This window comes from Sporosarcina sp. FSL K6-1522 (genome assembly GCF_038622445.1).
GTDB lineage: Bacteria > Bacillota > Bacilli > Bacillales_A > Planococcaceae > Sporosarcina.
Genome location: NZ_CP152019.1, coordinates 1,629,130 through 1,646,396, shown reverse-complemented (window position 1 = coordinate 1,646,396; position 17,267 = coordinate 1,629,130). Strand labels below are relative to the sequence as shown.

11 protein-coding genes and 1 riboswitch are annotated in these 17,267 nt (G+C 40.1%); of the genes, 5 read left to right on the top strand and 6 right to left on the bottom strand.

Annotated features, from left to right (window positions below):
- Window positions 1-222: 222 nt before the first annotated feature.
- The 3 genes from MKY34_RS08020 to MKY34_RS08010 form a co-directional block, all read right to left on the bottom strand.
- Window positions 223-6,054, bottom strand: coding sequence for an NPCBM/NEW2 domain-containing protein (locus MKY34_RS08020; RefSeq protein WP_342514661.1), 5,832 nt, complete (start codon window positions 6,052-6,054; stop codon window positions 223-225).
- Between the two features lie 145 nt (window positions 6,055-6,199).
- Window positions 6,200-6,283: riboswitch (cyclic di-GMP riboswitch) on the bottom strand.
- 322 nt (window positions 6,284-6,605) lie between these two features.
- Window positions 6,606-7,175, bottom strand: a complete 570-nt coding sequence (locus tag MKY34_RS08015; protein ID WP_342514660.1) for a dihydrofolate reductase family protein — start codon at window positions 7,173-7,175, stop codon at window positions 6,606-6,608.
- A 127-nt stretch (window positions 7,176-7,302) separates the two neighbouring features.
- Window positions 7,303-7,770 carry a MarR family transcriptional regulator gene (locus MKY34_RS08010; protein WP_342514659.1) on the bottom strand — a complete coding sequence of 156 codons (468 nt, stop codon included), beginning with the start codon at window positions 7,768-7,770 and terminating at the stop codon, window positions 7,303-7,305.
- Between the two features lie 228 nt (window positions 7,771-7,998).
- Between MKY34_RS08010 and MKY34_RS08005 the strand changes: the two genes are divergently transcribed.
- Window positions 7,999-8,400, top strand: coding sequence for a hypothetical protein (locus MKY34_RS08005; protein ID WP_342514658.1), 402 nt, complete (start codon window positions 7,999-8,001; stop codon window positions 8,398-8,400).
- Between the two features lie 178 nt (window positions 8,401-8,578).
- Here the strand turns inward: MKY34_RS08005 and MKY34_RS08000 are convergent, their stop codons facing one another.
- Complete coding sequence (locus tag MKY34_RS08000) at window positions 8,579-9,028, bottom strand: YfmQ family protein (protein WP_342514657.1); 450 nt, start codon at window positions 9,026-9,028, stop codon at window positions 8,579-8,581.
- Window positions 9,029-9,246: 218 nt separating this feature from the next.
- Between MKY34_RS08000 and MKY34_RS07995 the strand changes: the two genes are divergently transcribed.
- From MKY34_RS07995 to MKY34_RS07985, 3 genes are all read left to right on the top strand, one after another.
- The gene (locus MKY34_RS07995; protein ID WP_342514656.1) at window positions 9,247-9,645 is read left to right on the top strand and encodes an SLAP domain-containing protein; all 399 of its coding nucleotides are present in this window, start codon (window positions 9,247-9,249) and stop codon (window positions 9,643-9,645) included.
- Between the two features lie 162 nt (window positions 9,646-9,807).
- Window positions 9,808-10,077, top strand: a complete 270-nt coding sequence (locus MKY34_RS07990) for a hypothetical protein (protein ID WP_342514655.1) — start codon at window positions 9,808-9,810, stop codon at window positions 10,075-10,077.
- A gap of 182 nt (window positions 10,078-10,259) precedes the next feature.
- Complete coding sequence (locus MKY34_RS07985; protein ID WP_342514654.1) at window positions 10,260-10,562, top strand: hypothetical protein; 303 nt, start codon at window positions 10,260-10,262, stop codon at window positions 10,560-10,562.
- A gap of 85 nt (window positions 10,563-10,647) precedes the next feature.
- Here MKY34_RS07985 and MKY34_RS07980 read toward each other — a convergent pair whose 3' ends face one another.
- A complete protein-coding gene (locus tag MKY34_RS07980; RefSeq protein ID WP_342515214.1) occupies window positions 10,648-11,496 on the bottom strand; it encodes a pyridoxamine kinase in 849 nt (282 codons plus the stop codon).
- A gap of 445 nt (window positions 11,497-11,941) precedes the next feature.
- On the opposite strand from MKY34_RS07980, the gene MKY34_RS07975 reads away from it, so the two are divergent.
- On the top strand, window positions 11,942-12,496 hold the full coding sequence (locus tag MKY34_RS07975) for an ECF transporter S component (RefSeq protein WP_342514653.1): 555 nt from the start codon (window positions 11,942-11,944) through the stop codon (window positions 12,494-12,496).
- An 85-nt stretch (window positions 12,497-12,581) separates the two neighbouring features.
- Here the strand turns inward: MKY34_RS07975 and MKY34_RS07970 are convergent, their stop codons facing one another.
- Complete coding sequence (locus MKY34_RS07970) at window positions 12,582-17,102, bottom strand: endonuclease (protein WP_342514652.1); 4,521 nt, start codon at window positions 17,100-17,102, stop codon at window positions 12,582-12,584.
- Window positions 17,103-17,267: the final 165 nt, after the last annotated feature.

Genomic DNA, 17,267 nt, shown 5'->3' with positions numbered 1-17,267 from the left:
AACTAATCTGCAGTAGATTGATTTTCTTAGAAATCTATCAAATGCATATAACAACTATAACATCAAAACCCTCAATTTCCCATAAAAGGTAAAGTGGCAAGCAACCTGTCTATCAATATTGTTAATGTCTCCCTAACTAAAAAAAACCTCCAACCGATTGCTCGATTGAAGGGCTGTGTTCTTTGGAAGTTGTATGAGTAATTGTAAAGGTACCACAGTCACTCAAGATTCATGATTATCAATCACAGACATGATTTGAATGGAGTTACCCGCTACTTCATAAACCATGACTAACATGTAAACACCTTTATCTTCTTCTGTAAGATCAATCGAAAATTGATCTGCATTTGCTTCTAGTTGATCAACATTTACGATTACTTCTTTAAACGTTTGATTATGCCTAAGTGCAATTTGAGTAGGGTTCACATGCTTACCATCTAAACCTTTTACCAGATTTTCCACGTTGAATATAGCGTCCTGTCCAGTTGGGGAAGGCATTTCAATTACTTGAGGATTAGCCATTAGATTTTCTAATTTCTCTAATCCTTGTAGTGGTGAGAAATCTGTCACTTCATTGCCCGTGATATCCAATGTCACTAGGTTTTTCGCATATTGTAAACCTTCAAGACTAGCTACTCTTTCTGTTCGCGTACCAGCAGCGGATAGGCTTGTCAGTTTATACATATCACCAAGTGTGATTTCATCCGTAATCCCTAGTGTTTGTTTAATAAACCTATTTAAATCTTTATCTGGTACTGGGATGACTTGGCTTAAATCGATGGCTACTAATGATTCTTTTGCTTTTTTTAGCATCTCTATCGCCTGATCAATCTCTACCTGAATAGATTGCTTGTTCGCTACAACTTCTTCTGCTTGTGCAATACTTGCTTGTAATGCTGCCACACTCTCAGATGTATAGTCTTCTGTATTAATCGCTTTCGCTTCTTCAATCGCAGCGACTAATTCTTGTGTAAAGATTCGATCTGCATTTGCAAAATGTAATTTCGCATCTCCCCACGTCGCATGGTCAGAGCCATTTCCATTGCCACCATCAGTCACGACTAACTTTAATTCCTTAGCGCCGCTACTATTCACCTCTACAAACTGTTGAGGATCTCTAGAATTCATTAAGCCACTGTCGAATTGCTTTTCTCCATCAACAAATACTTGGAATACAACCGAGCCAACAGTGTTATACATTTGTCGGTCTACCCCAACAAATGACGTAAAGTACTCCGCATCTTTATCTGTCAAATCATATACAATTGTGGAGTTTGAATGTGCGCCGATGCCTTTCTTATAAAGGACTTCGCGACCGCCCCCATCTGTTAATCGTAGCTGCTTACCACTAATTGCGATATCCTTACGTGGTGCTGTATAACTGTTTTGTGTAGATGTCCAATTGAAATCAGACAGATAGTTATAATCATCCATATTGACAACGGAAATCATTCGCTTTGCGATTACTTCATTTCTGTCACTATCCGTCACCTTATACGTAAGCTCATACTTGCCAGCTCGATTGAAGTTGACTTTGTCGATGCCTGTTACTTGGACAGCAGCAGTTAAATCACCGTCTTCTGCATCTATTGCTGTATATTCTTCACTGATGTCGATCGGCATGCCTACTTTCGTTGCCGTTGATTTTGGAATCGTCAGTTGAGGCAGTCCGTTTGAAATATAGAATTTCGCATCCGCAAAGTCTGCGTGATCTGATTCATTGCCGTCACCAGAATCGCTTGCAATCAGTGTTAAAGTTTTAACGCCCTTTACTGGAAGTCTTACTAATTTAGCTTCTGTATGATATTTCATCACACCGCTGTTATAGACTTCTTCGCCATCTGCTAAAATTTTAAATGTAACGCTCGATTTATTATTTTCTGCAATATTTCTATCTACACCTACGAATGTTTCGAAGTAATCATAGTTTTTGCCTTCAAGGTCGTAAACAATTTCGGAGCTTGCATGTGTACCAATACCTTTGGCAAATTCTTTGATTTCCCCATTAACGAGTAATTTGATAGATTCACCACTCGAAGCCTTGTCTTTGTTGACTTTTTTCCATGCAGTTTGTGCAGATTTCCAAGCTGTATCGCTCGCGAATTTTGCATCACTATAAACATAGATTTCTCTAGTTTTTGTAACTGTATGTCCATCGCTATCCGTGACAGAATAGTCTACATTATACATGCCTGTTTTATTCACATCGAAACCATTTGTCGTTACTTTTACTTGGTCAATTAAATTACCGTCTTCTGGATCAAATGCTTCAACATCTTGCATAACATCAAAATCGCTATTGAACTTTACAAATGTCAACTCATTAGCCACCGTTAATGTAGGTTTACTAGAATCAATCGTAAACTTCGCGTCAGCCCATACAGTATGGTCAGATGCATTACCATTATTAGCATCGGTTGTAATGAGTTTCACTTCTTTTGCGCCAGTGACAGGAATTTTGACAAATTCATGTGCTGTGTCAGCTTTAAATACATCACTACCATACTTCTTCTCCCCATCCACCCAAATTTCAAACGTTGCTGATGAAGGACCACCTTTCGTCGCTTGATCAATGCCGATATAACTTTCAAAGAAATTAAATCCTTTATTTTCAATATCATAAATGACTTCTGAATTTGCATGGGCACCGATACCTTTTGCGTACGTTGCCTCTAATCCTTGTCTAATTAGCGTAATCATGTTGCCAGAAGGTGCTAAATCTTTTTTCAATCCACCCCAAGCAATATTCGCCGATTTAGCGTTCATATCAGAGAGATACGTAAAATCACTTGTGACAGTTACTTTTGTTGTTTTAGTCTCTGTAATATCCGCGTTCTTTACTTCATAAACAATTTCGTAATTACCTTTTTTCGTTACATCGACATTATTCGATATAATGACAACATCTTTTGTAATGTCTTTCCCTTTGGAGCTTCTCGCTTTCACATAATCCATCGGAACAAATTCTTGATGCAATTTAAGCGTTACTTGGCTTTCAACTGCAATTGTTGGTTTTTGTGAATTAAATTCCACAGGCTCTAAAGCTTTCAGTTTTTTATCATGAACAATAATTTGATACGTATAGCTTTTAGTTGTATCTACATTTTTATCTTCAAAATGATTTTTAGAAGTAAATCCGATAATTTTACCATCTCTTATAATTTCAAACCCTAAAATATCATTCGTATAGCGTTTATCAATCGAAAAACTTAATTTATTTGTGTTTTTTCCTGCATTTGGCAGTACAGTCGTTTCAATAGAGACATTTTTATCTTGAATGCCATTTCCTTTGTAACCGATCACTGAGTTATTCAAGTACCATGTTTTTCCCTCAGGCTTCTTGTACTTACTAGTCAATTTTCTCGTTTCGTCACTAACCGTAAACCCATGTCTTGCGAAGTGTTCACTTAAATCAAGTGCCAATATTTCAGATGAGAATTCAACTAGATATTTTTGCTTAGAAATCTCACCATCCGTCAGTTGTACATTTCTTTCTCGATACAGACTATTTAATTTCCCCCAATATCCCGGACTAAACATCTCTAGTTGCCAAAATACGCCTAACTTTTCAAAGTAACCTTGACTGCCATAAGATTTTAAATTTTCCTTCATGACATTTTTATAAATATTTTCTTCATACGGTATACGGTTATCGATTTTTTCATAATATACCGACATATATTGAGGCAACATATTATTTGTTACTTCACCATATAATCTAGCGTTCATATCCATTCTATGCCCAATTTCATGCGTTAACCCCCATGAAGGACCTCTTACTTCAAACGGAATTAAGTGATTAGCCATTACGTCACCTTGCACACCGATATGGTCGGTATAAGCATACATATAACCGAATGGTTGTGCCAGTCGTACATTTTCCCTAATAAACTTAGGATCATGGCTTTCATTTCTTGCATCCAATCCGTAGTATTTAAATATTTCATTCATATGTGTGTTGTAGGACTCAATCGTTTCTAACGGACTATAACCATCTTCGATATACGTTTGATAAGCACCTGTTGCTGTACCTGTCCATACAATATGCTCACTTACAAACTCGAAAACATCTAGAACTTCTCGCTCTTCAAGTTTTGGATGTTTTGCAATATCCTCATCCATTTTCTTCTTATATTCTTTTAAAAATGATTTAAATTCTGCAACATTCGTATCTTTCGTTGCGAAAGGAATTCTTTCAGCATCTGCAAATCGAATTTTAGGCGCAGTCCCTTGTTGCTCTTTTGTATATGGATTATGAATATAAATACTTCCACCAGGGGTTACATCATGTTGATACCAATTATCTTTATTGACTTTTGGTACTGTTATTTCATTTTTACCGGGTGATAGCTGGACTTCTCTTTTCCAGTTTGCAAAAGAACCTTCTTGCTGTGCAAACGCTACCCTAGGCAATGGACCATTTGGATTGGCATCGACGTATACCGTAATTTTGTCTCCTGGCTGAGCTGAAAACCCTGTAGGTTGGAGGTTATTACCAAAACCAAATTTTAGTTTTTCTTTCGCATGTTTCACCATATCTCCGCGTTGTTCTGCTTCAACAATCGTTCCACCAACATTTTCTTCACCTTTTATAATCGATTTGGCTAAATCTAAATGTTCTTTTAACACATCATATAGTGGGTGATCTTTCGTTTCGTTTTCTAAAGCAGTAATTTTATCCAGGCTATTGAATTCAGGTACTAGCGCACTCATTGTGCCGTCAGTAAAAATACCATTCACCTTATCTTGGATAACGTCTTCCTTATAAAAGGCTAGTTCTGATAAAGTTGCCCAATTCTGATTGGACTTTTTGAACTTGAATTTCACGCGTTTAAATGTAGTTGGTTCAAATTTTGCTTCCACTAATCCAGTAACCATATTATGTTGTCCAGTAGATACAAGTTGGTACGTATCTCCTTTAGACGTTTGAGATGCATAGATTTCAAATTCTTCCGCAAATCCTTTACGGTCTGACGGCCTCGCCCCGTACATAATACGATTCAGTTTCACTGCTTCTTTGAATTCTACTTCTACCTCGTTCGTGAAATTAGCTGAATTCACCGAGTTGGTTTCCCAATACGTATTTAAGTTGCCATCAATCGCATTGCCAATGATAGAAGTACTATAATGGCCTCCATTGTTTCGGATATCTTTAATGTTCTCATAGTCCATTCTAAACAACTTCGAATAGTCCTGATTTACATAATATGGAAATGGTTTTGTTACGGCAGTCGTTGCTTCAATTTGCTCCTGATTGATTAATGCATACGCATCGGCAATATCTTCTTTAAATGTTTCATATAAGGGATGTGATTTCACATTTTCCTCTAAAGCTTTTAATTTTTTTACTGTATTAAATTCTTCTGAAACTTGATTTTTATTTTCATTAGTAAATAAATTCGCCATTTGACTAGAAATAGCGTCTTCCTTATAAAATAGGAACTCTGCAGCACTTGCCCAATTTTGGTTCGCTTTTTTATAGACAAATTTTAAACGTTTAAATTCTGTCGGTTTAAATTGAATTTCAACGATATCTCCTGTAGAACCTTTATATTCACCAGAAGAAACTACTGTAAAATCATTACCGTTATCTGTCGTTGAACCGTAGATGTTAAATTCTTGTGCAAAGCCCTTGCCTTTCGCGCTTGTTTGCCGAGCCGCATAGACAATTCGATTTAATAAAGTTGTTTCGTTAAAGGTAAATATCACCTCATTCGTGAAGGTTGCATCATTTTGCTTACCTGTTTCCCAATGGGTATTCATATCCCCATCGATTGCCTTTTCAAGGGGAGAACCAGGATAGTTTCTACCATTGTTTGTGATGGATGTGATAGTGTCGTTCGCCATTTTAAACGTTTCATCATAAGCATGTAACAAATCATTGCCATATAAACTAAACTTACTGACAGTAGCTGTCTCCGCTTGTTCCACACTATTTTCAATGGTCTTTGTGGGCACTTTCGGATTTGGATGTTGATCTGCTAATGCATGGATTGGCGCAATGACTAAACTGAACGCCATAGCCGCGGCTGTTGCCATTTTAACTACTTTCATATTCATTTCCTCCTAATGGATTCATTCCAAAAAAGCACATAAAAAAACTACTCTAAAAAGAGTAGCTTCTATTTTTATAAAGTTTACATAAAAGGGTAATACTTTTTTTACGTAGCTTTATAATAACAAAAAGTAATATGTACTCTTTGGCAACTGGCTGACATAGTTTTAAACCGTAGTCCCTGTAGCTTTGCGTCCCTAGATTTCCCTAGGTTTGCTTATTCAATTCAATACTTTATTACAATAACATATGTATATTCTATCTCCAAGAATAGTTTGGACTATTTACCTATCCCTTCCAATACAAAAATTCCGGATAAAATACCTGTTTTGTTAGAAATAAACCAGCCATTTTAATAAAAAACACTCATTAAACAGCCAGATATTGTTAATTCATTAGTAATAATGTATATAGAAAATCTTCATATGTATTTTCATTATAGGTATACCATTTATGCTTGTCTTAAAAAAAGCCTATCCCTCCGTATATTGTACGAGGAATTAGGCTTATGATTTTTTATTGTATTTCATCTTTGGAATGTGCAATATGATTAATTTTTATTCGAATGGTAGATTAGTTGAACAACGCCAGAGGAAAAAGTTCTTGTATTCATTAATGTTAAATTCAACCTCTGTTTTATATCACTAAACAACGGTCTTCCTTCTCCCAAAATAACAGGATGAACAGACAATCTAAATTCATCAACAAGCCCTAAATCGATAAAAGTTGTAATAAGACTTGCTCCACCGTATAACCAGATATCTTTACCCGGCTTATTCTTTAATTTATTTACTTCTTCAGGAATATTTTCATTTATGAATATTGCTTTATGATCAATTCCTTTTTGTGTTCTGGAAAACACATATTTCTCTTTACTATGAACCAATGCCCACATTTCTTTTTCAGCATCAGCATCTTCCATTTTGGGAGTATATTGTCCCCATAAATTGTAACTTTTTCTTCCATATAAAATCGTATCTATTTGATTTAGAAAATCATTAAACCCCATCTCAGAGTCCATGATGCACCAATCAACTTCCCCATTTTTTCCTTCAATAAAGCCGTCTAACGTGACTGCTAAATCTAAAATTATTCTTCTTGGCCTTACGTCATTGGACATGATTTCCCCTCCTTTAGTCGCTCAATTATCTGGCTTGTTTTATGATCAAAATCAGTAGCATTTGTATAAATAATATAACATTTTCCCTGCTTTTCGCCTAATGGAATTATGATTGAGCGAGTGACGATTAGCTGTTATTCACAATTTTTTCGGCTAAATTCAAAAACACACTTTTTTCATCATCTGTAAGATTTTCGGTAACTGTATTTTCAACCGTTCTCCAAACATTTAGGACTTCTTCTTTTATATCCATCCCTGCTTGCGTAAGGGAAACCAATGTTACCCGTTTATCCAAATCAGAACGCTTCATAGTCACAAGGCCTGCTTCTTCTAATCTACGAACGGACTTGGCCACTGTTGAATGATTAATGCCTAATGCTTTCCCGATCGCATTTTGTGATTGGTTGTCCTTTTTCCATAGCTGCATTAACATCATTTCTTGCCCGGGAAATAATCCAGTTTCTCGTAATAAATCAGTTGCGGTTGAACGATGGTAGCGAGCGAGTGCAATGATTGCGAAATTTACTGGGAAGTCTGAAGCAGTGAAAATGCCATCCACTTCAGAAAGTGTTTTAGAACATTGATTTTCTTTCATAGAAACTTTCCCCTTTCAAAATATGAATAGCTACGATTGGCTTTATTTAATCATACACCATTTTGGAAACATGCCACTAAATTCAGATTGGCTATAAGTGTCCCGTCACTGAAACTACTACGAAAGTTCTTTTAAATTGCATCGTTTATAGTTATATGTTAACTTTATGTTGCCGGCAACATATATAGTGATTTACATTAATTTTTTTAGTCAGAAGGGAATAGTAAAATGCAAAAACAAAATAAAGTACCAACAATTATTCGAATTATTTTCGGCCTAATGATGATAGGTTCGGGCATCGGTATGTTCGTTTTAGGTGGCTTCCCGATTGAGTATGAAAATCCATCTGCCGACCAATATATGGTCGCACTAGTAGAGACGGGCTACTTTGTTCCATTTTTAGCTGTAGTTAAAATTGTTTGTGGGTTAGCATTTTTCACCAACCGTTTCGTACCGTTAGCATTAATCATCTTTATGCCTGTTTCAATTAATATGGTCGTATTCCATATTTCCCTAGAACAAATAACAGGTGTCGGTGCATATATGATTTTAGCGATGAACGTCTATTTAATGATCAAAAACATTGAAGCCTACCGACCTTTGCTAAAAATGAAAAGTTTGAATGAATGACACTGGCACCAATAAAACCAAACGTCCCCTACTATTAGCATAGTGGGGGTGTTTGGTTTTAAAAGTTATATTAAAGGTCACTTACACAATTTAAAAAAGCAGCCATTAACAAAAAACTTGTTAATAACTGCTTTTTTTAGATTATATTCATTTTACGACGTTCTCTTGAAGAGATAGATCAAGCCTTTACAGTTAGGCTATTGGCAACCGTAAAGTTTTGTAGATACGCAGATTTAATACTGAAAGCAGTCACTTTTTTCTTCCACTGCTTGACTACCTCAATATGATCTTCGGAAATATAAACAAAGTAATTCATTTCTTTTTTTCGATTTTTCACTTTAACGATATAAGGAATAATCGAAGTTTCTGGTTGCAGAAACAAGTTTTCATTGCCCGGGAAGATATGATTTCTCTCCAAAAATTGAGCTTTGTTAAAATAATCATTAAATCGATCTTTCTCTGCTTCCTCTAAATCCGTTCCATTAAACGAAACAACCACATCTTTTGAATCGAGTTTCGGCTGAGGTGTAAATTTACTTAAAACCCACTCTACAAGCGCACTTGTGGGACTTGTTATAAAGATCAAAATTACGCCGATTACTATAGCACCAATCGTCATCCATGTCATTCCATCTCGACTCCTCAATTCATAGTAACTCGTTATCTAAATTCACCGGGAGATACTTGTTAATAAGCATTTATAAACTAAGGTTATCATACGAAGTTGGTTTTAGGTTTGACGAATTTAGAACTTTTGGCCGTCCGGATTAGTAATGAAGATCATTATAAAAAGGGACATTTGATGCCAAACAAGTATGCTATTATAAATACAACTAAAGATAATCTATGAAGAAAAAACGAATGGAACGAGGGTTGACGACAATGCAAAAGCTCTATTTTGAACCTGCTTGGGACAAAACGATTGCCCCTAATGATCGTGAAAAAATCATAAATCATTTCCAACAACAAACAAAACAACTACAAGACGGCGTCCATTTGTCATTTTTATGGAGTGCACGCAACCATAAAAGTGAACAGCTGATCACCGTACTCATTCATAATTTCAAGGAAACAAAACTCCGCTTGCACAATACAGTCATTGCCTATTATGAACAAGACAAACAACTAGCTAATGCAACGTTTAGCCTACCTTGTGAAATTGCTAGCAATACTTCTATGCCATGGACGTTTATATTTTCTGAAGCAAATGAATCGGATGGAGAGCCTGAGTATGTGATTAAATAAAAGGCTTCACTTACACAATTTACTTCTATTAGAACAATCAGGAGGACTTCTAATGAATACAGAAAACAATCTAGTGAAAACGACAAGTACCTGCCTGTAGGGGTTTACACACTCCTTGAGGATCCCTGCGGGCGGTACGATTCTCAAGGGAGGTTTTCACTAATGAAAAATCGTTCAAGTTCATATTATCGCCATCAAAGAAAGCGGGCCATTAACCGGAAGCTAGAGATCGTAAGATATGTATGGGGCCAGGACATAACGGATGATATCGTACATCCTTATATTCAGCATCCCGGCAAATTATCTAAAGCGAAGTTAAATTGTTCCTGCAAGATGTGCAAATACGAAAAACATTATGCGATTCCAAAACCAAACGTTAAATCTAAAAAAGATTTAATGCAGCGGGATATGGAAGAATACTTTATTGAATAAAATGCATAAGACCCTTCTCTATTTTTCTGGAGAAAGGTCTTTTTGTTTCATCTTTATAAAGGGGTCACTCACACAATTCTCCAAAACCTTCACATGCAATAATTCCGAAGATGGGTCTTGGTCTAAGCCCCTTTACTAATTATACATAGCTTATACTGTACCCTATGAAAGGAGGCAATAAAATGGTAAATCAAATGCGTTTTAATAAAGGACGACAAATGTTTCCTCGTTTTCAAAACCAAATGTTTCCCCGTTTTAGAGACCAAAGATTTCCCGGTTTCAGAAACCAATTTTCTCCTTTCGAATTCGAATTTTCTCCTTTCAGAAATCAATTTGTCCCTTTTGAACTCGAATTCTCTCCTTTTGGAAACCCATTTGTCCCTTTTGAACTTGAATTTTCTCCTTTCGAAAACCAGTTTTCCCCTTTCGAATTCGAATTTTCTCCCGGTTTTGGAAACCAAATGTTTCCCCGTTTTTCTAGATAAATAGGAAAAAAGGATCCCCTGACGGTTCACGCCGTTCAAGGAATCCTTTTTTTGTAATGATGCCAGTCACTCACACCATTCATCCCTACAACAACATGCGCAAAAATTGTTCGAAGTTGACGCCTGCCTCGCGTGGAATTTGCTCCTTTGACGTCGATTCAATCGCAGCGGCTAAAAACGTCTCCGCGAGCTTCATGGATTCTACTAAATCCTGCCCGCGCATCATCCCACCCATGATGACCGCTGCAAACAAATCACCCGTTCCCGAATAACTCTCGCCATTATAGTCACGAATACTCGTAAACGAACGATTTGCATCGACATACATATTGCCTACATGCCGTTTGTTCGGAACTACTGATGGCGGGTTCAAGCCCGTGATTATGACAGTCCCTTTAGTTGTCTGCTGCAGCTGTTGGCCCGCCTCCTCTAGTGCATGAATATAATCTGACTCATTTCGATAGGTCTGTAGCTTGTCATATGACAAACCTGTCAGCAAGCAGCACTCTGTCACATTTGGCGTAATAATGTCCGCGCTCTTCACGAGTTCCTTCATACGATCCAGCAACGCACCCGAATACGTTTTATACATTTCACCCATATCGCCCATCACCGGGTCGACAAGCAGCCTCGTTTCATTCGAATAGAAGGTATGTAAAAACGTAAATATGTTATCGATTTGCTCTTTTCCCGTCACAAAGCCCGTGTGAATGCCATCAAAAGATGCACCAAGCTTGCTCCATTCCTCCACAAAGTAGTCCATTTTTGACGTTAAATCCTCACAATAAAAGCTCGGATACCCCGTTTGCGCTGTAAAAATCGCAGTTGGCAACGGTACCGCCTGAACCCCCATCACAGACAGCACAGGAATCGCAGCCGTTAACGAGCATTTCCCAAAGGATGACATGTCCTGAATGACAGCCACTTTTTTCATCATTCTCCCCCACCTAACTAATCCTAAGTTCTACTCTCTTCATCGTATCATAAGTTGCGAGCGGCAAAAATACACCAACTTATTTTTCATCATCAATTACGCCCCGGCGTAATTGCGTCCAGATTTTTTTCGAGCTCGCTCGAAAAGCTCCCCTAAAAATCTGTGACATCCGCGGGCCTACAGGAGGTAGGTCATGCAACCGTTGCCGCAGGATGCGGCGAACTTAGGTTGCCTTCCATTCTTCATTCAGCCAGTGTTTGAACACCCACTGAACAGTAACACAAAACCGCATTCATCTCGCCACCTATCGAGGTGGGAGTTTTCTGCTGAATGAAGATAAAACAATCTGACCTCTAACATTTTCACAGAAGTGGTACTTTTACAATGGTCAGCCTTTTGCTAAAGTTAAATTATCAAATAATTCAACTTAGTGAGGACGATACAGATGCAAAATGTACAAGGACATTCTTATACAAAATCGCGTGCAAAAACATTTGATTTAGTCATTACCGCCATGTTAGCAGCACTGATTTTCGCAGGAACACTGATCAATATTAAGTTACCATTCGGGCAAGGTGGACTCGTTCACTTAGGGACATCTATTCTTTTCATCGCAGCGATTTTATTCGGGCCTAAAAAAGGGGCACTTGCTGGAGCAATCGGGATGGGCTTATTCGATATCTTAGGCGGCTGGGCAATTTGGGCGCCAACGACCATTATCTCGCGCTTATTACAAGGCTACATCGTCGGAAAAATCGCTTGGGCAAAAGGACAGCGAGGCGACAATGTAGGACTAAACATCTTAGCAGCAGTCGCGTCAATGCCGGTGATGATGGCGGTCTACTATATCGGGCAAGGCATTATGTACAACAACTGGGTTGCACCACTAGCATCCATCCCAGGGGACCTTATTCAAAACGTTGTTGGTTTACTGATCGCCATTCCGGTATGTATTGTGTTGAGGAAGACACCTTACTTTCAAAAGAAATTTAATGGGTAATAAAAAAACACGCCATCTGTTGTTTTAAACAGATAGCGTGTTTTTGTAAAGGTGCCAGTTGAATGAGTGACTGGCACCGCAAATTTCAAGAAGCAATCCCTAAATCTTTCACTTCACTCTGCTCCCAAATCAGTTGCACCCATTCCGGATGATCGATGAACGGGTTCCGGTTGCCTTGCCATTCCTGGATGACATCATTGCGGTTGCGTTCGAATGTATCGACTGGATCTTGCTTGTGCCATTCGAGAAGGACAGATAGCTTTCCGTGGTACGGAGCGCTTCCGTTGTTTAGCTTTTCATTCAACTCAAGATCAACACGGTCGCCGGCTTCATAACGAGTAGCCATGTAAAACAACATTCTTGCCACATCGCCTTTCACCCGGTCAGGCGGTTCCCATGAATTCGCTGTTTTGAAACAGCCAGAACACCCCTTTACGGCAGATCCTCCATTATCAAAATCCAAATTCCCTCTGGTACTATTCACTTGGACATCTGTCGGACGCAAATGGTGAATATCCGTTCCTGGGCCTTTGCTCGTGCCGAAGTTGCCATGCGATTTTGCCCACGTATGTTCACGGTTCCAGTCGCCTACGTTCCCGCCGTTACGGGCTTTGGAGCGCGACTCACCGGAATACAGCAAGATGACATTGTCTGGATTGTTTGGATCTTCATCCGTTTTCTTTAACGCATCCCACACCTCAGCATAGGAAAGTTGCTTGTGATCCGAAATAATCTCATGAAGAGCCGCTTTCAACTCTAGCCCCTCTTTGCCCATAGCATCTTTGTAATAGCCATCGGCCGGAACGTCCGCAGCAGTTACAGTGACCGTGAAGCTTGTGGTCACTGTTTTCGCACCATCGCTCGCCGTGACGCCGACGATATGACTTCCTTTTTCAAGCGCAAGTGTCAGCACACCGCTGGACGAATCGACTGTCCCTTTCGTCGCCGTGTATGTCAGCTTATCGCCGTCAGGATCGGAGAAGTGCTCAGCCAGAACGACTGAGACAGCTTCTCCTTCTTTCACTGTTTTATTCGCGATGGTTTTCACAACGATAGGCGCTTTGTTTGCCTCTACCGTTGGAACGCTGATGCGTTGCCCTTTTGAATTGTAAAACTCGACAGCATCCGGTTTTGCCCCGTTGATAAAGCTAATGTTTTGAATGTTTTCAGCACCTCGAATTTGCAATGGATGCGGCCCATCGACAACCACATCCCCCATGACGGTGCCTTTCATATCAACGATTAAACCTTTTTTCTTCGGTTCGAGAATCACTTTATTCGTCTTGAAGCCTTCGCCACTTAATTCCGCATAATCACCTTTCAATAGAACGCCCTCCGTCAAGTAGGAGTTCGCATCGATTTTAACAGCGACACTCGGCTCAGCGATGTTCAACTTTTTCTTTTTTTCATTCACTAAGTTATATACTTTTTTCACAGCTATCGGTTCCCATACAACAGGCGCTTCGAACCCAATTTGGACAAGTACCGGGTCATGATCACTGGCTCGTCCAGCCATGTCTGTAAAGTCCGCATTGATATGAAGAATATCGATTTCTGTTTGATCGACCAACTGATTGGACACGAGTATATGATCCAATACTTGCGAATTCCCTTGGTACACATACGTGTAACGATCGAATTCTTCCACCTTGTTGATCATGTTGGTCATCAGGTCGCCTTCATGGATCTTCAAGCTTTCGGAAAACTGGTAGTCATTGAAATCACCGACTGAAACGATATGTGCTTCTGGATTTTTCGTTTTCACATCTGCAATAAAATCATAAACGATTGTTGCAATTTTATGACGTTGAATCTCACTGCCATAGACAGGCGGTTGTTTGGAGCCAAATAATGGCGTATCGCCTGATTTTGAATTCCAATGATTCGCAATGACAATCACGTTTTCACCTTGGAATTCAAATTGTGCAGCGAGCGGTTTACGGCTACTGTTGAATGCTGGATTATTCGGGTCAATCCGACCAGGATTCAGCGTCAATTTACCATTTTCATAGCCCACAGCCGTTGTCGCATCGCCATGTGGATTCCCTTCCGTTAGTGTCACACGTTCCGGATTGTAAAGGAAACCGACACGAATATTCGCATTCGGTGCGCCACCGTCTTGATTGTTCTGCGGGTCGATATTGACATATTCATAGTGCGCACCACCGGCTTTGCCAATTTCCGCAATCAACCGTTCATAGCTCTCATTTGCCTTGGCATCGCCTGCATCCCCACCGTTATTATCTTGGACTTCCGTCACACCAACAATATCGGGACTTTGCATATCGACAGCAAACGCACGCGCTAGCTTTTGCGCTTTATCCGCTGAGGTAGACTTTGTGTTGTTCGAGAAGTTTTCCAAGTTATACGAAGCAATGGTCAACTTGTCGTCCGCTTTGACAATCGTCGTCTTTTCAGGTGCTGCACTGCCTTTCGTATGTGCCGCCTTCATATCATCTAACGAAACATAGATTTTATAGTTTTGGAATGAATAGCCGACGACTCCCGTAATCGGGCCGTCAAACGTATCACCCGTCGCCACCTCGAAATCGCGAGCTGGCCCATTCGGCTCTAAACGGAACTGCACACGATTTGCATGTTGATTGTCTTGTTCTAGCAACAAACCACCATGCAACGTATTCGTCGATGCCTGTTCAAGAACAGTTACCAAGTCCCCATGTTCTTGCGGCGCCACCGCTTTCACATTGCCTACTTCCACGCGCATCGCCTCGAGACTCTCCCAGAAATCTATAGCATCGACTTCAGGGTTGAATAGGGTAAATTGATCGCTATCAATATGCGTAGACGGCAAATTCGTTTCATCAATTATAACGGCTTCAGGCAATGCCACGCCTCTTTCTAGGAGGACAACCTTTCCGCCTTGATCGTCACGGACATTGATTTGCGTCATTGTTAGATCTGTCTCCTGGCGATCCGCATACCCATCAATCGCATATTCGCTCACTTTCCCCGAGACGGAAACTACATCACCGACTTGAATCGGCCAAGCAGTCCGCCCACTGTACAGGATAATTGCCTCAGATGTATGCGGATTGTCATCCGCTAAAGCATCCGGCGTTTGAATATGGTAATAAGTTGAACCCGTTAACGTATAGGAATACGTGACAATCCCTTCGATGCCTTCAACGGTTTGATTGACAAATGGTGAATGATGGCCTGCCCCTTGGATGTCATGGATTTGTAGGCTTTCCGTAATCGTATAGACGAAAGTTTTTACGTCACTGACTTGTCCATCCTCCATTTTCACAACTGCTTTAAGCGTTGTATCCGCTGTGATTTTGATGGGCGCTTCATAGCTCATGCCAAACTCAAGCGGATCTTTTCCATCCAATGTGTACAGAATGTCTGCATTAACAGTCGGTGTCGATAAAGTGACCGTCGTGCTTCCGACAAACGTTCCTCCCGCTGGATTTGCAGAAACCGGTTGTACGATTGAACTATCCACCACAAGATCTTGTGGTGAACGCGGGATTAGTTGATAATCCGCATCAAATTGCTGAATGACTCCTGTAATAGACTCATAGGTCATGCCAACCGCTAAACCAAGATGATTGTTTTCATCACGAACAACAAACTCCGCCGTGCCGTCCGTTGCAATATAATTAGCCCAACCAGCGCCTGCCTGCACGTCAATCAATTCAATATTTTGTGCAATGACAAGCTGTGATTCATGGTCTTCTGCTACGCCAGCACCCGTTACCACTTTAGGCGTCGGTGCCCCGACACTTCCGCTTTTCTCAACGATGATCGCATTATCCAGTTGAAGCAGACCGCGGTAATCGGCTAACGTACCAGTTAACGTCACTTCATCCCCGACCGTTGCATTCAAACTAGCGGGGCGCACCGCAATCCCACCCGTCGCGTCTTGCACGGAAATCGTGTTTTTCAAGTTGGCAGCGACTACCCCCTTAATCGTCACCTTCTCCCCTAAGCTCGTGGAGCGTGCAGCTGCAATGGAGATGACATTCTCCGGAACTTCCGGGTCTACAGGCGAACCGTCCATGTCATGGAGCCCTAAATACTCAAACGTATCTTTCGGATAAACCATCCACTCCCCATCGCGATTGAAAGCATCATTCGGAATGGCGTCGCCCGAAGTAATAGTACCTTTCCGAACTAACGTCACATCTGTCCCCCAGTCGCTTCTCGCCCCGACTTGTCCAAATGAATCAATCACCACGCCCGATTTCTTCAAAACGAGCGCATCATCACCGTTATAATTAATAACGCTGGTATTTTCCAATTGCCCTTTGCTTTTTATACCATCACTCGCATCTTTGTGGAATAAAACATATGTCTCTTCACTTGGTAAGATGCCCGATAACGCCAATTTCGAACTAGCCGCCGTCGCCCCATTTGCATAGAGCTCCAACGTATAATCACTTAAATCAATCGCCGTCCCTGTGCCATTGTAAAGCTCAAGCGCTTTGTTAAAGCCGCTTCCCTCCACATATTCGGAAATCAGCAAGTCAGCGGGAACTGTCGCTGCCTTCGATGTCGCTGGAAAAACTGGTACAAGTAAACTCATTACTAAACCAATCGATAAAAAAGTGTTGAAAGGCTTTCTCCATTTTTCTTTACGCATTGAATGAATGCTCCTTCCTGAATGTCCATCACTTTAAATCTTTTTTCAGCTCGACTGAAGCGAAATCGCATCCTTCCATTACTAGATTTGGATAACAAGATTCCCTATTATCGTATCACTACAAATTGGAGATGACTATGAGACCTTTCGTAATATTTTGTAAAT

Coding starts and splice junctions, on each gene's coding strand:
- MKY34_RS08020 (WP_342514661.1), bottom strand. CDS start 6,054: ATGAAAGTAGTTAAAATGGCAACAGCCGCGGCTATGGCGTTCAGTTTA.
- MKY34_RS08015 (WP_342514660.1), bottom strand. CDS start 7,175: ATGTCCAATGACGTAAGGCCAAGAAGAATAATTTTAGATTTAGCAGTC.
- MKY34_RS08010 (WP_342514659.1), bottom strand. CDS start 7,770: ATGAAAGAAAATCAATGTTCTAAAACACTTTCTGAAGTGGATGGCATT.
- MKY34_RS08005 (WP_342514658.1), top strand. CDS start 7,999: ATGCAAAAACAAAATAAAGTACCAACAATTATTCGAATTATTTTCGGC.
- MKY34_RS08000 (WP_342514657.1), bottom strand. CDS start 9,028: ATGACATGGATGACGATTGGTGCTATAGTAATCGGCGTAATTTTGATC.
- MKY34_RS07995 (WP_342514656.1), top strand. CDS start 9,247: ATGAAGAAAAAACGAATGGAACGAGGGTTGACGACAATGCAAAAGCTC.
- MKY34_RS07990 (WP_342514655.1), top strand. CDS start 9,808: ATGAAAAATCGTTCAAGTTCATATTATCGCCATCAAAGAAAGCGGGCC.
- MKY34_RS07985 (WP_342514654.1), top strand. CDS start 10,260: ATGGTAAATCAAATGCGTTTTAATAAAGGACGACAAATGTTTCCTCGT.
- MKY34_RS07980 (WP_342515214.1), bottom strand. CDS start 11,496: ATGAAAAAAGTGGCTGTCATTCAGGACATGTCATCCTTTGGGAAATGC.
- MKY34_RS07975 (WP_342514653.1), top strand. CDS start 11,942: ATGCAAAATGTACAAGGACATTCTTATACAAAATCGCGTGCAAAAACA.
- MKY34_RS07970 (WP_342514652.1), bottom strand. CDS start 17,102: ATGCGTAAAGAAAAATGGAGAAAGCCTTTCAACACTTTTTTATCGATT.